Consider the following 19,298-nt stretch of genomic DNA (forward strand, 5'->3'; position numbering starts at 1 on the left):
ACACGTTTAAAACAAAAAATCGCCCCTTAAAGATGAACTTACTGCGATGACGACTGCCCACAGCGCTCCGCGCGATAATAGCGATAAACCGGTGATCTGGACCGTCTCCGTAACGCGTCTGTTCGAACTGTTTCGGGATATCAGCCTGGAATTCGATCATCTGGCGACCATCACGCCTATTCAACTCGGCTTTGAAAAGGCGGTGACCTACATTCGCAAAAAACTGGCGACCGAGCGCTGCGACGCGATTATCGCGGCGGGTTCGAATGGAGCCTATTTAAAAAGTCGCCTGTCAATACCGGTGATCCTCATCAAGCCCAGCGGATTCGATGTATTACAGGCACTGGCGAAAGCGGGAAAGCTCACCTCGTCTATCGGTATCGTGACCTATCAGGAGACCATTCCGGCTTTACTTGCCTTTCAGAAAACGTTTCACCTCCGTCTTGAACAGCGAAGCTATGTCACCGAAGAGGACGCGCGCGGGCAAATTAACGAACTTAAGGCCAACGGTATTGAGGCTGTCGTCGGCGCGGGATTAATTACCGATCTGGCGGAAGAAGCGGGAATGACCGCCATCTTTATTTATTCCGCGGCGACCGTTCGTCAGGCTTTCCATGATGCGCTGGATATGACCCGTCTGACACGGCGCCAGCGCGTGGATTACCCATCCGGCAAGGGATTACAAACCCGGTATGAACTGGGCGATATACGCGGCCAGTCGCCGCAAATGGAGCAGCTCCGCCAGACGATTACGCTCTATGCCCGCTCCCGTGCGGCAGTGCTGATTCAGGGGGAAACAGGGACCGGAAAAGAGCTGGCGGCGCAGGCGATTCACCAGACGTTTTTTCACCGCCAGCCTCACCGTCAGAATAAGCCATCCCCTCCCTTTGTCGCCGTCAATTGCGGCGCGATTACCGAGTCGTTGCTGGAAGCGGAACTGTTTGGTTATGAAGAGGGAGCGTTTACCGGTTCACGACGAGGAGGTCGGGCGGGGCTGTTTGAAATCGCACACGGCGGCACGCTGTTTCTGGATGAAATCGGCGAAATGCCCTTGCCGTTACAAACCCGACTTTTGCGCGTACTGGAGGAAAAAGCCGTCACTCGCGTCGGCGGACACCAGCCGATCCCGGTGGATGTCCGGGTGATCAGCGCTACGCATTGCGATCTGGATCGGGAGATAATGCAAGGACGTTTTCGCCCCGATCTCTTTTATCGCCTGAGTATTCTGCGTCTGACGCTTCCTCCTTTGCGCGAGCGGCAGGCTGATATTTTGCCGCTGGCGGAAAACTTTTTAAAACAGTCGCTGGCGGCGATGGAAATTCCGTTTACCGAATCGATACGTCATGGATTGACACAGTGTCAGCCGCTTTTGCTGGCCTGGCGCTGGCCCGGTAATATTCGCGAACTGCGTAATATGATGGAGCGCCTGGCGCTTTTTTTAAGCGTCGATCCCGCGCCAACGCTGGACAGGCAATTTATGCGGCAGTTATTACCTGAGCTTATGGTGAACACAGCAGAGCTGACGCCTTCAACCGTGGATGCGCACGCGTTACAGGATGTACTGGCGCGCTTTAATGGCGATAAGACCGCGGCGGCGCGTTATCTGGGGATTAGCCGCACCACTCTGTGGCGTCGTTTAAAAGCAGGTGCCAAAGACCAGTCGGGTAATTAAGACAAATGACAGCGTCCTGAATGCCTGATGGCGCTACGTTTACTGCAGGTCGTCATCCGGCAAAACGGATACCGTTTGCCAGGAATAAAAATACCCGCCGGAAACCCAGGCGGGTATTTTTATGATGCAACGCTTTTATTTCTTTTTATAAATATCAGCCGTACCATGAATTTTATTTTCTGTCTGCCCGGACGTCAGCACCACCACATCCGCCCCTTTTTCATCCGCCTTTTTGATTAAATCTTCTCTGGCATCCAGCGGCGACATTTCCCCGGTGGTGGAAATCGTGCCAATTTTCGTGTATTCGGAGGCGACTTTATCAAAGTCTGTTTTTTTCATGATTTCTGCGGCATAAACGTTTGTCACGACAAACGCTAATGCGCCAAGCATAACCTTGTAGCCAGTTTTCATAGCAAAACCCTCGTTTTATTATTACGCCATCATCGCTTTATCAGAACAAAAAGGCCGTTCGGACTGATTAAATAAGTAGTGTAAATTGCTGAAAAAATCCAGTCAGCCCCCGTTCTGTCGGCGTAACAACGCGGATTAAAACGCCCCTGCTTTGTGATCTCTCTCGCAATCATCTGGTTTGACTATTAATAAGATGAAGGTTATTTCTTGAGGCTAAGAGAAGAGTTGCCTATGGAGCCGTTTCATGCCGTTGTGCTTACCGTCAGTCTGTTTGTGTTAACCTTTTTTAATCCCGGCGCGAATTTGTTTGTGGTGGTGCAAACCAGCCTCGCATCAGGACGCCGGGCGGGAGTCATCACCGGCCTGGGCGTCGCCACGGGAGACGCCTTTTATTCCGGGCTGGGGCTTTTCGGTCTGGCGACGCTCATTACGCAATGCGAAGCGGTATTTTCTCTTATCAAAATTGTCGGCGGCGCCTATTTATTATGGTTCGCCTGGAACAGTATTCGCGACCAGGCGACGCCGCAAATGAGCACGCTCCAGACGCCGATTGCCGCCCCGTGGACGATTTTCTTTCGCCGGGGATTAATGACCGATTTATCCAATCCGCAAACCGTACTGTTTTTTATCAGTATTTTTTCCGTAACGCTTAGCGCAGAAACGCCCACATGGGCAAGGTTAATGGCCTGGGCCGGAATTGTGCTGTCATCCGTTATCTGGCGTATTTTTCTCAGCCAGGCCTTTTCGCTCCCCGCAGTCCGCCGCGCTTATGGACGAATACAGCGCATTGCCAGCCGTGTTATCGGCGCCATTATCGGGATGTTTGCGCTCAGACTTCTCTATGAAGGCGTGACGCACCGCTAATGTTTGTCCGGTAGCCTTTGCTACCGGACGATAAGCGTTATCAAAACGCCCATGACACGCTGCCTACAATGCTACGCTCGGCGCCAAAATAACAATAAGAGAGCGAATTACAGGCAGCGACATAGCGTTTGTCCGTCAGGTTATTTACGTTGAGCTGGGCGCTCAAGCCATTTAACCCAATGCTGGATAAATCATACCCTACCACCATATCGACCAGTGTATAGGACGGCAATGTGTGGGTATTCAGGCGATCGCTGGTCACGCCGTTGACGTACCGGATGCCGGAGCCCAAAGTCAGCCCCTCTAACAGACCGCTTTTCACATCGTAGCTTAGCCAGGCGCTGGCCTGGTTCCGTGGAGCATAAACCGCGCGCTTACCCTGCTCTTGCGGGCTACTTTTCTTATAACGGATATCAGTATAGGTATACGCCGCCTGCAAACGGACGCTATCCGACAAATGGCTAATGGCCTCCAGTTCCACCCCTTTAGACTCAATTTCACCAATCGAGCGGTACGGATCGGTAGGTTCTTCTTTGGTCGCGATATTGGTCTGGTTAATACGATACACGGCGGCGCTAAACTGGCTGTTCCCCCCCAGCGGTTCGTATTTTACCCCCGCCTCCCACTGCTTGCCTTTCATCGGTTCCAGCACATTGCCGTTTTCGTCGGCGAAGCTGGTCGGCGTAAACGCGGTGGAATAACTGAGATAGGGGGCGACGCCATTGTCGAACAGATAAAGCAACGCGGCACGGGTGCTGACGTTGTTTTTATCGAGATCGCTGCGTGAATCATGAAGTTTGTCGATGTTAGACACGCTGACCCGATCGTAACGACCGCCCAACGTAAAGCGCCAGCGATCCCATGACATCTGATCCTGTAAATAGTATCCGGTCTGCCGTAGCTTATGTTTTTCACGGCTATACAACGTAATGTAATCCGGCTGAGCGCCATAAACAGGGTTGAAAGCGTCAATCGGCGGAAACGCGCCATAATAGCCAGTAGTATGATTACTGCGATCCTGATAATCGATCCCCACCAGCAGACGATGATTAATCGCCCCGGTATCCACACTGCCGTCGAGCTGATTATCCAGCGCGATAGCCGACATTTTCTCCCCGGAGCCGGAATAGCCGCGATTCAGCGCCGTTTCATTCAACCAACCTGCGGCATAGACCTGATTCAACGTCACTTTGGTATGCAAATAGCGCAATTTTTGCCGTACCGACCAGCCGTTATCGAACAGATGCTCAATGTTATAACCCACCATATTTTCACGGCGATCGTATTTGTCGTAGTCATCTTCACCTTCAAAGAAAGTGTTAGAAATTTTTCCGCCGTTATAAGGTACAACCGTGCCTTGATAAGGCAGTCCGGAGTGGCTACCGCCTTCCGGATCACGGTGCAGATAGGCCATAAGATCAAGACGCGTCCGATCGGTAATTCGCCAGGTCAGGCTCGGCATCAGCGCATAGCGTTCCTCTTTCAAGGGGGTAAACTGCGAATCGGCGTAACGTGTCATGCCGCTAAGACGCGCCGCCACACGTTCATTGTCATCCAGTGGGCCGGTCACATCAAAAGCCGCCCCGCGCTGGTTGTGATTGCCGGCAAACAGCTTCACCTCTCCCCCGGCATCAAACGCCGGTTTTCGCGACGTCAGCGCGACAATGCCGCCTGGCGATGAACGTCCATACAGAACGGACGCCGGGCCGCGTACCACCTCGATATCTTCCAGAAACCAGGGGTCAACCACCAACGAACTGTGCGAATTGGTGTCGCCCATCATTTTTAACCCGTCGAGATAGACGTTATCCAGACTACCGTCCGAAAAACCACGCAATACGATGTAATCAAAGCGGTTAGACGCGCCTATCTGATTACTGTATACGCCTGGGGTGTAGCTGACCGCCTGACGCACGCTGGTTGCGCCCTGCTCTTCAAACTGCTGGCGGGTAATAATGGATACCGACTGCGGCGTTTCAATATCTGGCGTCGCCAGCTTGGTCGCGCCACTCTGAACGGGCGAGGTGACAATGACGGTATCATTTTTTGTGGTTTCCTGGGCAAAAAGAGGAAAAGTCGCGCCGCCGATAGCTCCGCCTATCAATAGCGCCATACGCGTTGTCGCAAACATGAACATCTCCAAAGGCATCTTTATTGTAAATAAGAATTATTACCTTTTAGAGATGACGGACCACTATGCGTAACGCCAGATTGCCTATGCGCAATGATAAAAAATCACCCAAAGCGGCAGAAAACCGGGTTAGCGGCGGATATTACCGCTCTGGCGGAGCGCGTTACGCACAGTGTCGTGACGCCGTCAGAGACGCGTCACGCAGCTCGCCGGGCGAGCAGCCATAACGCCGACGAAATGCCGTCGCAAAGTTTGTGGCATGTTGATAGCCTGACATCCAGGCGGCCTGCTGCACGCTGTATCCCTCCATCAGATAACGACGCGCGCGCGCCAGGCGGCAATCGCGCAGATAATCAAACACGGTACACCCATAGGCATGGCGAAACTTGCACCGCAGGCTACTTGGACTCATTGCCGCCCGACGCGCCAGTTCGTTCAGCGTGTAGGCTTTTTCCGGCGTCTGCTCCAGTAAACGCCGAATGAGCTCCAGCCGCTGGTATTCACCGGTGACGGGAAGCCCGCGTTTTTGCGTTGCGGGCTGACATAGATTTAGCGCATAGCCCAGCAATTGCAGCATGATGCCTTCCAGCATTAACTGGCGTGACGCCGCATGAGGTCCGGGCTGCTGCGCATAGCGTAGCCCTGAAAGCAGAAACTCCGGCACCTGCCAGCCCCTCGCCGAGGCTGCGCTATTTTCCCACTCGTCTGCCAGCGAGACAGGCAAACGCTCCCGCCATCCGCCGTCCGGGTACATTCCCAGCGACAAGGTGCGCAATTTACTGTCTGCGCCGTGATGGGCGCGTATCGTCTGCTGCTCACTCAGTTGCGAGCAAAACGCCATCCCCGCGCTCAACAAAAAGGTCTGCTCATTGACAGCCAGCGCGACGTTACCTTCCAGCACCACCAGCATATACAGCGGACTGCTATGGCGAGAGGTGGTTTCATAAGGTTGTAACACGTGAACATCCGAGCGTGTAATGCAAATCCCGCCGGGAAGCGCTATCTCTTCGATATCGCCATGAAGTACGGGACTACTCTGCGTATACTGCGGTAGCGCAGGGAAGCGGTAATCAATGCCATAACGCTCGCCAAACGCGATGAAGTCGCTGACGGAAAAGATCTTTTTCATCGCCGGGGCGGCGGAAGAGTGACAGGAGATCGGAGACATTATCAATACCGTTTATCTGCGTTATACCAGAGCGTTAGCCACTGTGTAACCATATCACTGCGGCCCGGGAACGACAATAAAGATGAGAATAATTATCAACCGCTATTGAGGGGAGAGATAAGACGAGCAAAGGTGATCGATAAACGCCGATCTGTCGATAAAAACGCGCTTTCGCCAGCGACGAAAGCGCGTCCGGGGGTATCAGTCAGGAGCGAAATCCTGCGGAGGTCATGAGCAGTCTGAACAACATTCCGACGCCCGCCAGCAGAAGCACGCTGGCGCACCATATCGCGACCATCCATACGACTCGCCGCGACCATTTTTTCACTTTAACCATCAGTGATATCCCTCTCCATGTCGCACTTTTCCACGGAAGACGTAGTAGCTCCAGAAGGTATAAGCCAGAATAATCGGGATGATTATCAGCGCCCCAACCAGCATAAAGCTTTGACTTTGCGGCGGCGCGGCGGCGGCATACAGCGAAATATCCGGTGGAATAATATTCGGCCAAATACTGATGCCTAACCCGCTGAACCCCAGAAAAATCAACCCTAGCGTGAGAATAAATGGACGCGCATGGGATTCTGGTTTTTTCACGCTGCGCCATAGCCAGACGCTAAAAGCCAACACCAGCACAGGCACCGGCAGGAAGTAGTATAAATTGGGCAGCGTGAACCAGCGCTCGGCGATGTCGTCGTGGGTGAGCGGCGTCCACACGCTGACGCCTCCCATCACCAACAACAAGACGATCAACAACGGGCGCGACAGCGCGCACATCCGGCTATGCAGCGGATCTTCGCTTTTCATAATCAGCCAGGTAGCGCCCAGCAGCGCGTAGGTGACAACCAGACCGACGCCGCAGAACAGATTAAACGGCGTCAGCCAGTCAAGCTGCGAACCGCTAAAGGTTCGCCCTTCCACCTGAAAACCGCTCACCACCGCCCCCACCACAACCCCCTGGGCAAAGGTCGCCAGGATTGACCCGACGATAAAGGATTTATCCCAGAACGCGCGATGCGACTCGGTGGCTTTAAGACGGAATTCAAAAGCAACGCCGCGAAAGATAAGACCAAGCAGCATAACCACCAGCGGGATAGTCAGCGCGTCGGTGATGACGGCATAAGCCAACGGGAACGCGCCAAAAAGCCCGGCCCCGCCCAGCACCAGCCAGGTTTCGTTCCCGTCCCATACCGGCGCGACTGAGTTCACCATAACATCGCGATCGTGTTTATCACGAATAAACGGAAACAGGATACCGACGCCCAGATCGAAACCATCCATTACGATATACATCAACGTGGCGAACACGATAATAGCAAACCAGATAACCGGAAGATCGATGGTCATTCGCGTTTCTCCTGCTCAAGCGATTCTCCCACGGCAGAGATAGGACGCGCGGGTCTGCCATCGGTTTCAGCGGTCGGTGTCTCCGCCGGCTGCGGCCCTTTCTGGATAAGGCGAATCATATAAATATAGCCAACCCCAAAGACCAGGGAATAGACCACAAAGAAGGCCAGCAAACTGATGCTCATCTGCAAGGTGCTGTGCGCGGAAACCGCATCACGCGTTCGCAGCAGGCCATAGACCACCCATGGCTGACGTCCTACTTCAGTCGTCACCCATCCGGCAAGGATGGCGATAAGCCCGGACGGCCCCATCCACAGCGCAAAGTGCATAAAGGGCCGCGAATGATACAGTCGGCGTCGGTAGCGTAGCCACAGGCTGGCCAGCCCCAGGAAGATCATCAGTACGCCCATGCCCACCATCAGACGGAAAGACCAGAACACCACGGTAGAGTTGGGGCGATCCTCTTTGGGATAATCTTTTAGCGCAGGCACCTGTTTGTCCAGGCTATGCGTCAGGATCAGACTGCCCAACGCCGGGATCTCAAGCGCATAGCGGGTCCGTTCCGCCTCCATATCCGGCCAGCCTACCAGCGTAAGCGGCGTTGGCTCGCCGGGCGTATTTTCCCAGTGCCCCTCAATCGCGGCGATTTTGACCGGCTGATGCTTCAGGGTGTTAAGGCCATGCATATCGCCAATCAATGCCTGAACGGGCGCCACCACGACCGCCATCCATAACGCCATCGAGAACATACGGCGGATAGCCGGCGTATCGTTACCTTTCAGTAAATGCCAGGCTGCGGACGCGCCGACAAACATCGCGCTACTTAAAAACGCCGCAACGGACATATGCAACAGGCGATACGGGAACGACGGGTTGAAAATCACCGCGAACCAGTCCACCGGGACCACCTGACCGTTGTGAATTTCAAATCCCTGCGGGGTATGCATCCAGCTGTTAGACGCCAGAATCCAGAACGTCGACATTAACGTGCCCAACGCCACCATACAGGTAGACAAGAAATGCAGGCCCGGCCCGACTTTGTTCCAGCCAAAAAGCATCACGCCTAAGAATCCCGCTTCCAGGAAGAATGCGGTGAGCACTTCATAGGTTAATAAAGGCCCGGTGATACTGCCGGCGAACTGGGAGAAACCGCTCCAGTTCGTTCCGAACTGGTAAGCCATGACCAGACCGGAGACCACGCCCATCCCGAAGTTGACGGCAAAAATTTTGAGCCAGAACTGATAGAGCGAGCGCCAGACAGGATTACGCGTTTTTAGCCATAAACCTTCCAGTACCACCAGGTAACTGGCTAAGCCAATCGTAATCGCGGGGAAAATAATATGAAAAGAGACGGTAAAGGCAAACTGGAGTCTCGCTAAAAAGAATGCATCAAACTCCATGTTCCCTCCCGTTTATATATAGTCACTTCGTGTAAAATATTCACTGTTCGCAACCAGGTTGAAACGAAACGGTTATTTTCCCCAAACGTAAAAACGTCGGGGAATATCCAGATAAATTACGATTTTTTTTGCGGCTGGCTGTCAGGCTTATCGCCCGACTCTGGCGCTTCGGAGGGGTCGTCTTTTTCGACAGCGAAACGGTAGTATCTATTTAGCATAACATGTCTCCCTTAGTTACATTCAATCGGCAATATCTACCAGGCCGTTATAAAAATAACGGCAAAACAAAAAAACAGCGTCCTCAAGACTATTTGCAATTTCAGCAAAATACGCTTAGCTGAAAGTTAAGAATAGACGTAAAACGATAACCTTCAAGTCAACGCGGTTTACGGGACGGGGGATTAGCACAGGGAGAATGACCGCAACGCTCGCTGCGCGACGGCCATTTTATATGGTCTATCAAAAAGATAACCGTTAAGGTCCATTCAAACCCGTTAGTTTACCTTCCCCTCAATCAAACCATTGATCGTAGAAAATACCGCCGGCGCGCTGGTCGCTTCCACAAACTCGACATTGATATTTTGCCGACGCAGCATATCGAAGAATTTACGTTGCGCATCAAGAATAACCTGATCGCCTATGCGCATATTTTCTGCTTTAGTTTCAACCAGTAAATAAACGCTGTTGGCGTCCTGACGCTCAATACGGTACACAAAATCCGGCGTAGTAGAGCCTCCCGTATATTTGGGGATCTGAATGGCCCGCTTAGGCAGTTTGCCAAACACAGAAACCTGTTGCGGATAATCGTATTTTAATAGCGGCAATTCTGGATCGACGCTGTCATAACGCAACGGCGGTATTTGATAGAGAGAACGGGGATCGTCTATCGCATTCTCATCCACATTTTTCCCCACAATTTCAGCGCTAATCTCCTCTCTGAACTGCCGTGCCGTGGAATCAAATACCGACGTTGAAGCCTGAAAATCGAGAGGCAGATAATCGTGGCGCTGCGCAAAATGCGCATTAATCCGCGCCTGTAATGCGCGGGTCATATTGTCCAACGAGATCTCGCTTAAATAACGTGAATCTCCGTGCAAAACATCACGCAGCATCGCCATTAACACCGGGTGCAGGACGTTAACCGGCAGACTGGTGCGTAACGCCAGTTGCTTAAGAAAATGGCCATATTTCATGCCCGCCATAAATTCGCTGGCGGCTAATTCGCCTTCCCGCTGCGCCACTTCAAAACGGCCATTATCTTCATTCGATACCAGCCGTTGTTGCACCTGGCTTGGCTTCTGGCGTATATACAGCGCCGGATCGCGCAGCACCTCGGCGGCAATCTGTTCCAGAGAAGCGCCGCTACGCTCGAATTGCAGCATATAACGGCGGGAAAACTGCTCCCAGATACTGCTAAGTTGTTCCCAATTCTCTTTGCGTAACCTGACCCGCAGCCGGGAGGCGGGCTTATTGTCACGAATGCGATCCGCTCGCACCCGCGCCTGCGTCAGCTCAGGGTAGAACTCCAGTAGCCACGCAAAACCACTTTTGGTTTCCCCGTTAAGCGTTACGCTGGGTTTAAACTCATTACTCCGGTTGATCAGTTTTTTATCATCCAGATCTTCCAGCAAACGAAGCTCCGTAAACGCAGGATCGACTTTTTGTCGCTCGGTGACGATGAGTGTGATCATCGCCTCATCCAGTTTCTGCTCGTTAAGCTGAACTTTGCTGTCGCGATTAATCTCATCAACCAGCATACTGGCAAACGTTTTTTCATCATAACCAATCAGAAACGACAGCCGGGACGGCCACTCTTCCTGATGAACGCGATGACCGTTTTCATCTACCGGTAGCCGCAGACCGCGCCCCACTTCCTGAATTTTGCTCGACTCACTACCGGAAGAACGTAATTTAGCAATGACAAAAACATTCGGGTTATCCCAGCCTTCGCGAAGCGTCCATTTTGAAAACAGAAAGCGGCGCGTTTCCCAGTTGCCGTGATGGTCTGAAAAACTGAGCAACTTCTCTTTATTTTTCAGAATATCATCTACTTCAGCCTGGATCGCCTCATCGCCGCTTCCCCGGTCTTCGCCAAAGTAACCAGCGTGGACGTTTTGGTTATCCGAGTGCAGGCTGGCGAGCGTGGCCTGCAGAAACGACAGATACTCCACTTCTCGCGGCAGGGTCTTGCGCTGATAATCGTCAATCAGTTGCGTCAGTTTCTTTTTCAGCAAACGCTCAAAAGTGACTTTCAACCAGCCTTCGTCATCACGATAGCTTTTAATACTGTCAATAAAGAAAAGGCTTAAGGTCTTAATACGCGGGGCATTATTTTCTGGCTCATTGCTGCGTAAGAAATTTGCCTGCTCGGTGTCAAAATGCTTATCAATGGCGTCCTGAATAATCAGTTCCTGGTAGCTCGCGCCAAAGGTTCCTGGCACCAGCGCCATCCCTGCCTCCAGCTCCAGATCGTTCGACAACATTTTACTGCCGGCATATTCGATACTGCCTTCAAATCCTGCATCGACATCGGCGAGATTTTCGCCCACGCCAACCTCGGCAATTTTGCCCCCCCGTCGGAGGATTAATTTCTTTGCCGTGACGCTGTCAACGATATAACGATTGTTGGCCTGTTCTTCGGGGAGATTCGGGTAATAAATATCAATACCTTTCACCAAACCATCGTTAAAACTGTCCACCGCGTTGAGATCAAACTGCGGTTGCCGGCGATAGTAATCTTTACGTACACATTTATTTTTACCCTTACCTTCGACAATATCCGGGAAGGTAGCGCCAAAGCGGACGATCATTTGCGGCTGAATGGCCTGAATCGCTCGATAAAATTTGTTATCTCGCGCAAAACGATGCGGTTCATCAATAATGACCACCGGTCGCGTCATTTGCAGCCCTTTAACAGGCGACGTCAGTCCGCCCAGGAGCGTTTGATCGTAATCGTCTCGCGTCATACTGGCGGAATTGAGCATTTGCGCATTGATCAGCAAAACCTGAATCGTATGGCTATCACGACGGCTGGCATCGGTAAAACTTAATAGCTGGGCCGGAAAATTTTTACGCCCCGACTTTACTTTAAAATCACCGGCGTTAATGGTGCAAAGTTCCATCCGCGTATTTTCGTAGAACTGTGAAAAATGCTGTCTGGCGTAATCGCTGGTGATAAAGTTCCGCGCGCCTTCTTTAATGGCTGGCGTCGGCACCACCAGCACAAATTTGAAGAGGCCGTAGTTCTGATGCAGTTCATACATCAACCGGGTATAGACATAGGTTTTGCCCGTCCCGGTCTCCATTTTAACGTCAATATTGGCCTTATCGTCGTAACGTTCCTTAATCAGCGGATTAGCATAGTGATTATGATCGGCCTGCGCGTGATCGATACCGGTGAAACTCGCCAGAATCGCCGCTAACGCCTGTTCCTGATGGGGAAGTTCTTCCAGTAAAATATTCATCATCATCCCCTCTTAATAACGCTTCACCAGGTTCACTTTTTGATCAAGCTGTTTTAAGCCGATTTCCAGTTCACGAATGGATTCAAGGTCGAAAGAGTAGCCGTAAATGACAATAGTCTGAACCGGAAGCTGGTGCGTACCAATGTGGTTGAGAAGATCGCGGGTCTGCTCTGTTCCCCATCGTTCATCAATCAGATACAGGCGCGTATTATCAACATACCTGGCGCAATAGCCGGAAAAATAAATGGTCTGTACGTCAATATCCATTTTGTAACCATCAGCGACCAGCCATGTCGTTAATAAGGTCTCTTCGCCGCTTGCGCCGCCCGGCACGCCCAATCCTCTGGCGGAAAAAGGATTGATCATGTCGGTAAATCCTGACTCGGTGAAAGCGGCCAGTTGACCGCTGGTATTGATAAAATGGCCGGTAGCAATATCGAAGCTATCCAGATCGTCCAGCGTCTGCTGTGTCGGAGTGGCAAAACGATAATGTTTAAAACCGAGGTCGCTATTGGTCGTGGGATTGTTGGCGCGGATCTTCGCCGCAACGCGTGTAATTCGCTCACGGCTGATTTCATCAATAGTGTTATAACCTGCTTTTTTCGCGATAGTGTTATTGCTTAATGCCTGATCGATAGTACACAGAATAAACGTGCGCTGCCCCCCATCTTCTTCATTCAGCGCCATTACCGCATGGGCCGTAGTGCCGGAACCGGCAAAAAAGTCCAGAACGACGCCGTCTTTATCGATGGCGAGCTTGATAATTTTCTTCAATAATGCGGTCGGTTTCGGCGTATCAAAAACGTTGTCGCCGAAGAGATCCAGAATCTCCTTTTTCCCCTCTTTATTCGACGCGACGTTATCCCAGTAATTGGTCGTTGGCTGCCCTTTACTGTGGTGCGCGTACATGACTCGCTGGGGAATACCGCCATTATCTTTGCCAAAATAGACCAGATTATCGGCCACCAGTTTTTGGTAACTGGCTTCAGGATAAGCCCATAGTCTTTCGTGTACCGTACCGTTCGGCGTGGTAATTTTATAGGTATAGCCGCCGCCGCTCAGCCCTTTTGACACCGTTAACGGCACCGGGCGCCATTTCCCTTCTGGAAACTGTTCGGTCGGTTCTTTATAGGATTTCTGAATATACTCTTTAGAAAGCGGTTCTAAACGTAAAGCGCCCTGACCGGTTTTGGCGTAAACAAGAATGTATTCCCCCTGGATGGAAACGTTATCAGAGTCGTTAGAAATCTCTTTTTTGCGCTTCCACATCACATTGGTGACAAATCCGCCTTCGCCAAAAATCTCATCCATCATTAATTTAAGATTGGCGTACTCATTATCGTCGATAGAGATAAAAATAAATCCGGTATCTTTCAGGAGCTTCCTGGCCAGGAAAAGACGCGGATACATGAAAGATAACCACGCGGAGTGCGTCGATTTACCCTGAATGGATTTTAAACGTGCCAGTTCAGTATCATTAAGACCAAACATATCCTGCAACGCCCGATCGCTATATTCAAAATGATCGGGATAGACAAACCCGTCCGACCCGGTGTTATAAGGGGGATCGATATAGATCATATCGACGGTATCGGCGTAATTATTTTGCAGATGGCGTAACACATCCAGATTATCTCCGGTCAGAAAAAGATTATGGCTGTTTTTATTTTCTGCCAGAGTATTGTGTTCCACGTCAGGAACGATAACGGTAACGGATTTTTCACCCGCCTGTTTTTTTGCGTAATCTTTGCCAATAAAATCAATCTGATAACCGCTAGTCAGCTCATCAATATTACGCGCTTTCAACGCGCGCTCAAATTTGGCGAGATCAAATCCGCCTTTCGCGATCAGTTCGCCCTGCTCGTTATAGCGATCGGCGGTAAAAAATTCCGGTAATGCACGTTGTAACTCAGACAGAAAGGCGCTATTCGGGGCAACAGACTCGTTGTGTTTTTGGTTATCTTTCAACATGATATCTTCGCTCCGTTGACAATTTTAAGGTCCAACAATCAATTTCTTATAAAGAAAAAAGTAAGCGATGATTGTAATGGTCACGAAAGGCAGATGCCATCATTAACCTTTGTTGTTCGTTGAAAGGGCGTGAAAACGACGGGGGGAAGGCGTGCTCCCGGCGACAGTATGCGCCAGGAGCGTAGTGTTTACGTGCGATGACCGACGGCCGACTCCGGGAGTGCGTCGCTATCTGTACCGGAGATGACGACTCCCCGGGTCTCGCGACCAAATGCCACAAATACACAGATTAAAATAGCCACCGCGCCAGCCACGATCGCCATTGCCAACCCGTAATTGCCACCATGCGTTTCCGCGATGCGGGCCTGTAACGTCGCATTAACCGACGCCAGTAAATTACCCAGTTGGTAAACAAACCCTGGCAGCACGGCACGCGCATTCGCCGGAACCAGCTCGTTCAGCCAGGTCGGTACGACTCCCCAGGCGCCCTGCACCATAAACTGCATCAGGAACGCGCCCAGACCAATCGTGAATGATCCGCTGGAAAATGCCCATAGCGGGAGTACCGGAAGCGCAAGAAAGGCGGCGATCATGATCGCTTTTTTACGCCCAATACGTTCCGATAGCGTACCGTAGAAAATACCGCCGAGCATGGCGGCAATGTTATAAAAAATCGCAATGATACTGATCAGATGCGGATCAAAACCATGCTGCATCTTCAGGAAGGTAGGATAGAGATCCTGCGTGCCGTGACTGAAAAAATTAAAGAACGCCATGACCAGCACCAGATACAGACACAACTTCCACTGTTTGCGCAGAACAGGAAGCAGCGCGGTATTCTCTTTACGCGCTCTGGCCGCCAGCCAGACGGGGGATTCCGGCACTTTAAACCAGATATAAGGCAGCAAGACAACAGGCAGGGCGCCAATCAGGAACATACCGCGCCAGCCTACCATACTGTAGAAGAGGCCAAAAATAACCGAGGCGAACAGATAGCCGCAGGGATAGCCCGCCTGAAAAATGCCCGACATCAGGCCACGCGAACGATCGGGAATGGTTTCCATCGCCAGTGATGACGCGACGCCCCATATCCCGCCCATCGCCACGCCGTACATGACCCGAAAAATCAGAAATGCCATGAAGGTGGGCGACCAGGCGGAAAGCAGTTCAAATACCGTAAAGAACAGAATATTGAGCATCAGTATCGGTCGACGTCCATACTTTTCCGCCATTCGGCCAAATAGCAGCGCGCCAATGGGACGTACCGCCAGGGTCAGCATAATCGCAATGGAAACGTCCGATACGGAAGCGTGAAACCATTCGGCGAGATCGCTAAGTACAAAGACAAGGATAAAGAAATCAAACGCATCCAGCATCCAACTGGTAAAGCTGGCAAACGCCACATGTCGTTGTGTCGTCGTCCAGTTCAGGGGGGTGTACATAGGTAGTGTCCTGCATCAAAAAATAACATCAAGCTTTGAAGCGGCGAAACGCTGGAGCGCTCCCGTCGTCAAAGCGACGTAACAAGGTAGCGTTGCGCTACTTATTTGTTATCTTTTTGTATATAGCAGGTAAAATGTTAGCAAAAATAGACAAATCATTACATATTATTAACAAAGCTTACTGGCACATGATTTGTCACATTTTTTATGGGGATTATCTCACACAAAGAAAAGCGAAGCGTGGCTAGCGTATCGCGACCGGCCTGTCGCCAGACCGATCGCCATTGCCGATTACCTCTCGCGCGGCGGGAAACCGGCCTTTTGCAGGGCGGCGGCAATTTGCTCCGCGGATAGCGATGTTTCAACGTCAACCAGACGCGTCGCCGGGTCGGTTCTCACCGTCGCATTAGCATCGAGAGTCAGAATCGTCTTTTTTACCGTACTGGCGCAGCCGCCGCAGGTCATGTCATCAATATGGAACTGCATAGTGAACTCCTTTTGTGTGGGAACTGTTGCCAGTCTGGGCCTTGCCAGTGTTGGAAGGTCAAGCGTAATCTCAGGACTTACAGACGCTTTGCCAGTCCGTGGCGACGAGGACGACGCAATACCGCTCCGGTACGCGCCTCCGGCTCGCTATCGTCAGGTTGTCCAAGCGTATGCAGAATGGGGCAATCTGGCAGCGCGTCGCCGGCGCAGCAGTGAATCAGCGCTTTGAGGGTTTGCGCCATGTGCTGCATGTTCTGGATACGTCTGTCCAGTTCATCAATGTGCGTCTGCGCCAGGCGTTTGACGTCAGCGCTTTGCCGCGACTGGTTATTCCAAAGATTCAGTAAGTCGCTGATTTCAGCAACTGAAAAGCCGAGATCGCGCGCGCGGCGTATAAAATGCAATTGATTAACATCAGCCTGGGTATAGGCCCGATAGCCGGAATCCGTCCGACTTGCCGCGGGAATCAGACCAATCTGTTCATAGTAGCGAATCATTTTGGCCGAGACTTTCGATGCTTTAGCTGCTTTACCGATGTTCATGACGCTCCTCCTCATGTCGTGGATGTATCGGATGGGGTTGCCATCGGCGCCCGGAAACGGCGCAGCCGCAAAGCGTTGCCCAGCACGAACACGCTCGACATCGCCATCGCCCCTGCGGCGAATACCGGTGACAATAATATGCCCCAGACCGGAAATAGCGCGCCTGCCGCGACAGGAATCAGCGCCGTATTGTAAGCAAAGGCCCAGAACAGATTCTGGTGGATATTGCGGATGGTCGCTTTAGACAGCGCGATAGCATTCGGCACGCCTTGCAGGTTGCCGGACATTAGTACGACGTCAGCGGATTCCACCGCCACATCGGTGCCGGTGCCAATCGCCAGCCCCACGTCGGACTCCGCCAGCGCTGGCGCATCGTTGATGCCATCGCCGACAAACGCCACCTGCCCATACGCCGCTTTCAGGCGCCGTATCGCCTCGACTTTCCCTTCTGGCAATACCTCGGCGACCACGTTATCAATCCCTAACTGTCTGGCGATAGCCTGTGCCGTGCGGGCATTATCGCCAGTGATCATGGCGACCTTAATGCCGAGCTGATGTAAAGCGTTAATTGCGGCGGGCGTACTGGGTTTGATCGGATCGGCCACGGCGATAATCGCCGCCAGTTGACCGTCAATAGCCGCATAGAGCGGCGATTTCCCTTCCTGTCCTAACCGTTCGGCGGTGGTGGCGAAGCCGCTAATATCCACGCTAATTTCGTGCATATAGCGATCGGCCCCCACGTCAACACGCGTACCGTCAACGGTAGCGTATACGCCCATCCCGGTCACCGATTCGAAGCCGCTCATGCCTGGTAGCGCGATCCCTTCCTCTTCTGCCGACACGACAATCGCACGGGCAATCGGATGCTCTGAGCGCGATTCTACCGCCGCGACTTTCGCCAGCACCTCACGGCGTTCAAAGCCGCTGGCCACGTTGAGATCGGTCAGTACCGGGCGGCCTTCGGTAAGCGTCCCGGTTTTGTCTACGGCCACCACCTTAGCGTCTTTGAGTAGCTGTAACGCCTCCCCCTTACGGAAAAGCACGCCCATTTCCGCCCCACGACCGGTTCCCACCATAATGGAGGTCGGCGTCGCCAGGCCCATCGCGCAAGGACAGGCGATAATCAGAACCGCAACGCCATTGATCAGAGCGAAAGTCAGCGCTGGCGACGGCCCAAACGCCAGCCATACCACAAAGGTCAGCGCAGCAATAAGCATTACCATTGGGACAAACCACAGCGTCACTTTATCCACGACGGCCTGAATCGGCAGTTTTGAACCCTGCGCCTGTTCCACCAGACGAATGATTTGCGCCAGCATGGTCTGTCCGCCGACGGCGGTCGCCCGCAGCGTGAGCGCGCCTTTTTGGTTTACGGTACCGCCCACCACCGCGCTTCCTGCGGATTTCTCTACCGGTATCGGTTCGCCGGTAATCATCGACTCGTCAACGAAGCTGCGGCCTTCGGTCACTTCGCCGTCAACCGGTATCCGCTCGCCTGGCCGAACCTCCACACAGTCGCCAAGCACAACCTCGTCGACAGGGATATCCACGATGCGGCCCTCGCGTAACACATGCGCGACCCGCGCCTGTAGCCCCACCAGACGTTTAATCGCTTCGGAAGTCCGCCCCTTCGCCCTTGCCTCCAGAAAGCGCCCCAGCAGAATAAGCGCGACAATCACTGCGGCGGCCTCGTAATAGACGTTTACCGTCCCTTCAGGCAACAGGTCGGGCGTAAAGGTCGCCACCAGCGAGTAGCCGAATGCCGCTGAGGTTCCCACGGCGACCAGCGAGTTCATGTCCGGCGCCAGACGCGCCAGCGCCGGGAACCCTTTAAGGTAAAAACGGCGACCGGGGATCGTCAGCACCAACAGGGTCAGTGCAAATTGCCAGTACCAGCTTTGTTGCAGGCCAATCGTTTTTATCACCCACTCGTGCATACCAGGAATAAGGTGCGAACCCATTTCAAGCACAAAAACGGGGAGCGCCAGCACGCTGGCGAGAATCAGATCGCGCTTCAGCCTGACGCGCTCGGCCTCTTTTTTCTCTTCAGAGTCGTCTTCGCCCTGCCCCGCCGTCTCTACCGGTCGCGCCTCATACCCCGTTTTTTCAATCGCCGCGATCACCGCCTCCGCCGACGCCGTCCCGCGGACGGTGGCGCGCTCCGTCGCCAGATTCACCGTAGCGTCCGTTACGCCAGGCACAGCCTTAATACCTTTTTCAACGCGAGCGACGCACGACGCGCAGGTCATACCTTCAATAAGCAAGCTTATCGTGTCGTGACGATTTTCTGACTGACTCATGACGAGTTCCCCATCCTGACTATTCGGTATCAGAAAGCCTAAAGCTTGCCATTGTGGGAAGGTCAAGCGTATTCAGGCTGCACGGTTCGGCGAGAATGTG

16 protein-coding genes are annotated in these 19,298 nt (G+C 52.6%); 2 read left to right on the top strand and 14 right to left on the bottom strand.

Features of this window, described 5'->3' with window-relative positions:
- The first annotated feature begins 46 nt into the window (after window positions 1-46).
- Window positions 47-1,672, top strand: a complete 1,626-nt coding sequence (gene prpR / locus ACLJPE_RS09215) for a propionate catabolism operon regulatory protein PrpR (protein WP_039514449.1) — start codon at window positions 47-49, stop codon at window positions 1,670-1,672.
- A gap of 135 nt (window positions 1,673-1,807) precedes the next feature.
- On the opposite strand, the gene yahO is transcribed toward prpR, so the two are convergent.
- A complete protein-coding gene (gene yahO / locus ACLJPE_RS09220) occupies window positions 1,808-2,083 on the bottom strand; it encodes a DUF1471 family periplasmic protein YahO (RefSeq protein ID WP_000848026.1) in 276 nt (91 codons plus the stop codon).
- Window positions 2,084-2,314: 231 nt separating this feature from the next.
- On the opposite strand from yahO, the gene ACLJPE_RS09225 reads away from it, so the two are divergent.
- Complete coding sequence (locus ACLJPE_RS09225) at window positions 2,315-2,947, top strand: LysE family transporter (RefSeq protein WP_000433126.1); 633 nt, start codon at window positions 2,315-2,317, stop codon at window positions 2,945-2,947.
- Window positions 2,948-2,987: 40 nt separating this feature from the next.
- Here the strand turns inward: ACLJPE_RS09225 and foxA are convergent, their stop codons facing one another.
- From foxA to golT, 13 genes are all read right to left on the bottom strand, one after another.
- Window positions 2,988-5,096, bottom strand: coding sequence for a ferrioxamine B receptor FoxA (foxA, locus tag ACLJPE_RS09230; protein WP_001127717.1), 2,109 nt, complete (start codon window positions 5,094-5,096; stop codon window positions 2,988-2,990).
- 145 nt (window positions 5,097-5,241) lie between these two features.
- Window positions 5,242-6,246 (bottom strand): ferrioxamine uptake transcriptional regulator FoxR, encoded by a 1,005-nt coding sequence (foxR, locus tag ACLJPE_RS09235; protein WP_039514451.1) that lies wholly within the window; start codon window positions 6,244-6,246, stop codon window positions 5,242-5,244.
- 95 nt (window positions 6,247-6,341) lie between these two features.
- Window positions 6,342-6,533, bottom strand: coding sequence for a hypothetical protein (locus ACLJPE_RS09240; RefSeq protein WP_229023495.1), 192 nt, complete (start codon window positions 6,531-6,533; stop codon window positions 6,342-6,344).
- Window positions 6,452-6,637, bottom strand: a complete 186-nt coding sequence (locus ACLJPE_RS09245) for a DUF2474 domain-containing protein (RefSeq protein ID WP_305954967.1) — start codon at window positions 6,635-6,637, stop codon at window positions 6,452-6,454. Before ACLJPE_RS09245 ends, ACLJPE_RS09240 begins: the two co-directional genes overlap by 82 nt.
- The gene (gene cydB / locus ACLJPE_RS09250; RefSeq protein WP_039514453.1) at window positions 6,583-7,593 is read right to left on the bottom strand and encodes a cytochrome d ubiquinol oxidase subunit II; all 1,011 of its coding nucleotides are present in this window, start codon (window positions 7,591-7,593) and stop codon (window positions 6,583-6,585) included. The genes ACLJPE_RS09245 and cydB overlap by 55 nt, the downstream gene beginning before the upstream one ends.
- Window positions 7,590-8,993 carry a cytochrome ubiquinol oxidase subunit I gene (locus tag ACLJPE_RS09255; RefSeq protein ID WP_000393711.1) on the bottom strand — a complete coding sequence of 468 codons (1,404 nt, stop codon included), beginning with the start codon at window positions 8,991-8,993 and terminating at the stop codon, window positions 7,590-7,592. Before ACLJPE_RS09255 ends, cydB begins: the two co-directional genes overlap by 4 nt.
- 116 nt (window positions 8,994-9,109) lie before the next feature.
- Complete coding sequence (ssaA, locus tag ACLJPE_RS09260; protein WP_000934834.1) at window positions 9,110-9,211, bottom strand: small effector SsaA; 102 nt, start codon at window positions 9,209-9,211, stop codon at window positions 9,110-9,112.
- Between the two features lie 276 nt (window positions 9,212-9,487).
- Window positions 9,488-12,460 (bottom strand): type III restriction-modification system endonuclease, encoded by a 2,973-nt coding sequence (locus tag ACLJPE_RS09265; RefSeq protein WP_077917726.1) that lies wholly within the window; start codon window positions 12,458-12,460, stop codon window positions 9,488-9,490.
- A 9-nt stretch (window positions 12,461-12,469) separates the two neighbouring features.
- Window positions 12,470-14,428 (bottom strand): site-specific DNA-methyltransferase, encoded by a 1,959-nt coding sequence (locus tag ACLJPE_RS09270; RefSeq protein ID WP_000910365.1) that lies wholly within the window; start codon window positions 14,426-14,428, stop codon window positions 12,470-12,472.
- Window positions 14,429-14,616: 188 nt separating this feature from the next.
- Entirely contained in the window at window positions 14,617-15,870 is a 1,254-nt protein-coding gene (locus ACLJPE_RS09275; protein WP_000288504.1) for an MFS transporter, read from the bottom strand.
- 291 nt (window positions 15,871-16,161) lie between these two features.
- Window positions 16,162-16,356, bottom strand: coding sequence for a gold resistance metallochaperone GolB (gene golB, locus ACLJPE_RS09280; RefSeq protein WP_001159470.1), 195 nt, complete (start codon window positions 16,354-16,356; stop codon window positions 16,162-16,164).
- Window positions 16,357-16,433: 77 nt separating this feature from the next.
- Window positions 16,434-16,898 carry an Au(I) sensor transcriptional regulator GolS gene (gene golS, locus ACLJPE_RS09285; RefSeq protein ID WP_001020583.1) on the bottom strand — a complete coding sequence of 155 codons (465 nt, stop codon included), beginning with the start codon at window positions 16,896-16,898 and terminating at the stop codon, window positions 16,434-16,436.
- A gap of 11 nt (window positions 16,899-16,909) precedes the next feature.
- Window positions 16,910-19,198: a gold/copper-translocating P-type ATPase GolT gene (gene golT, locus ACLJPE_RS09290; RefSeq protein ID WP_039514457.1), complete on the bottom strand. Its 2,289-nt coding sequence runs from the start codon at window positions 19,196-19,198 to the stop codon at window positions 16,910-16,912.
- Between the last annotated feature and the right edge of the window lie 100 nt (window positions 19,199-19,298).

This window comes from Salmonella sp. SAL04196 (assembly GCF_046550835.1).
Taxonomy (GTDB): Bacteria; Pseudomonadota; Gammaproteobacteria; order Enterobacterales; family Enterobacteriaceae; genus Salmonella; species Salmonella enterica.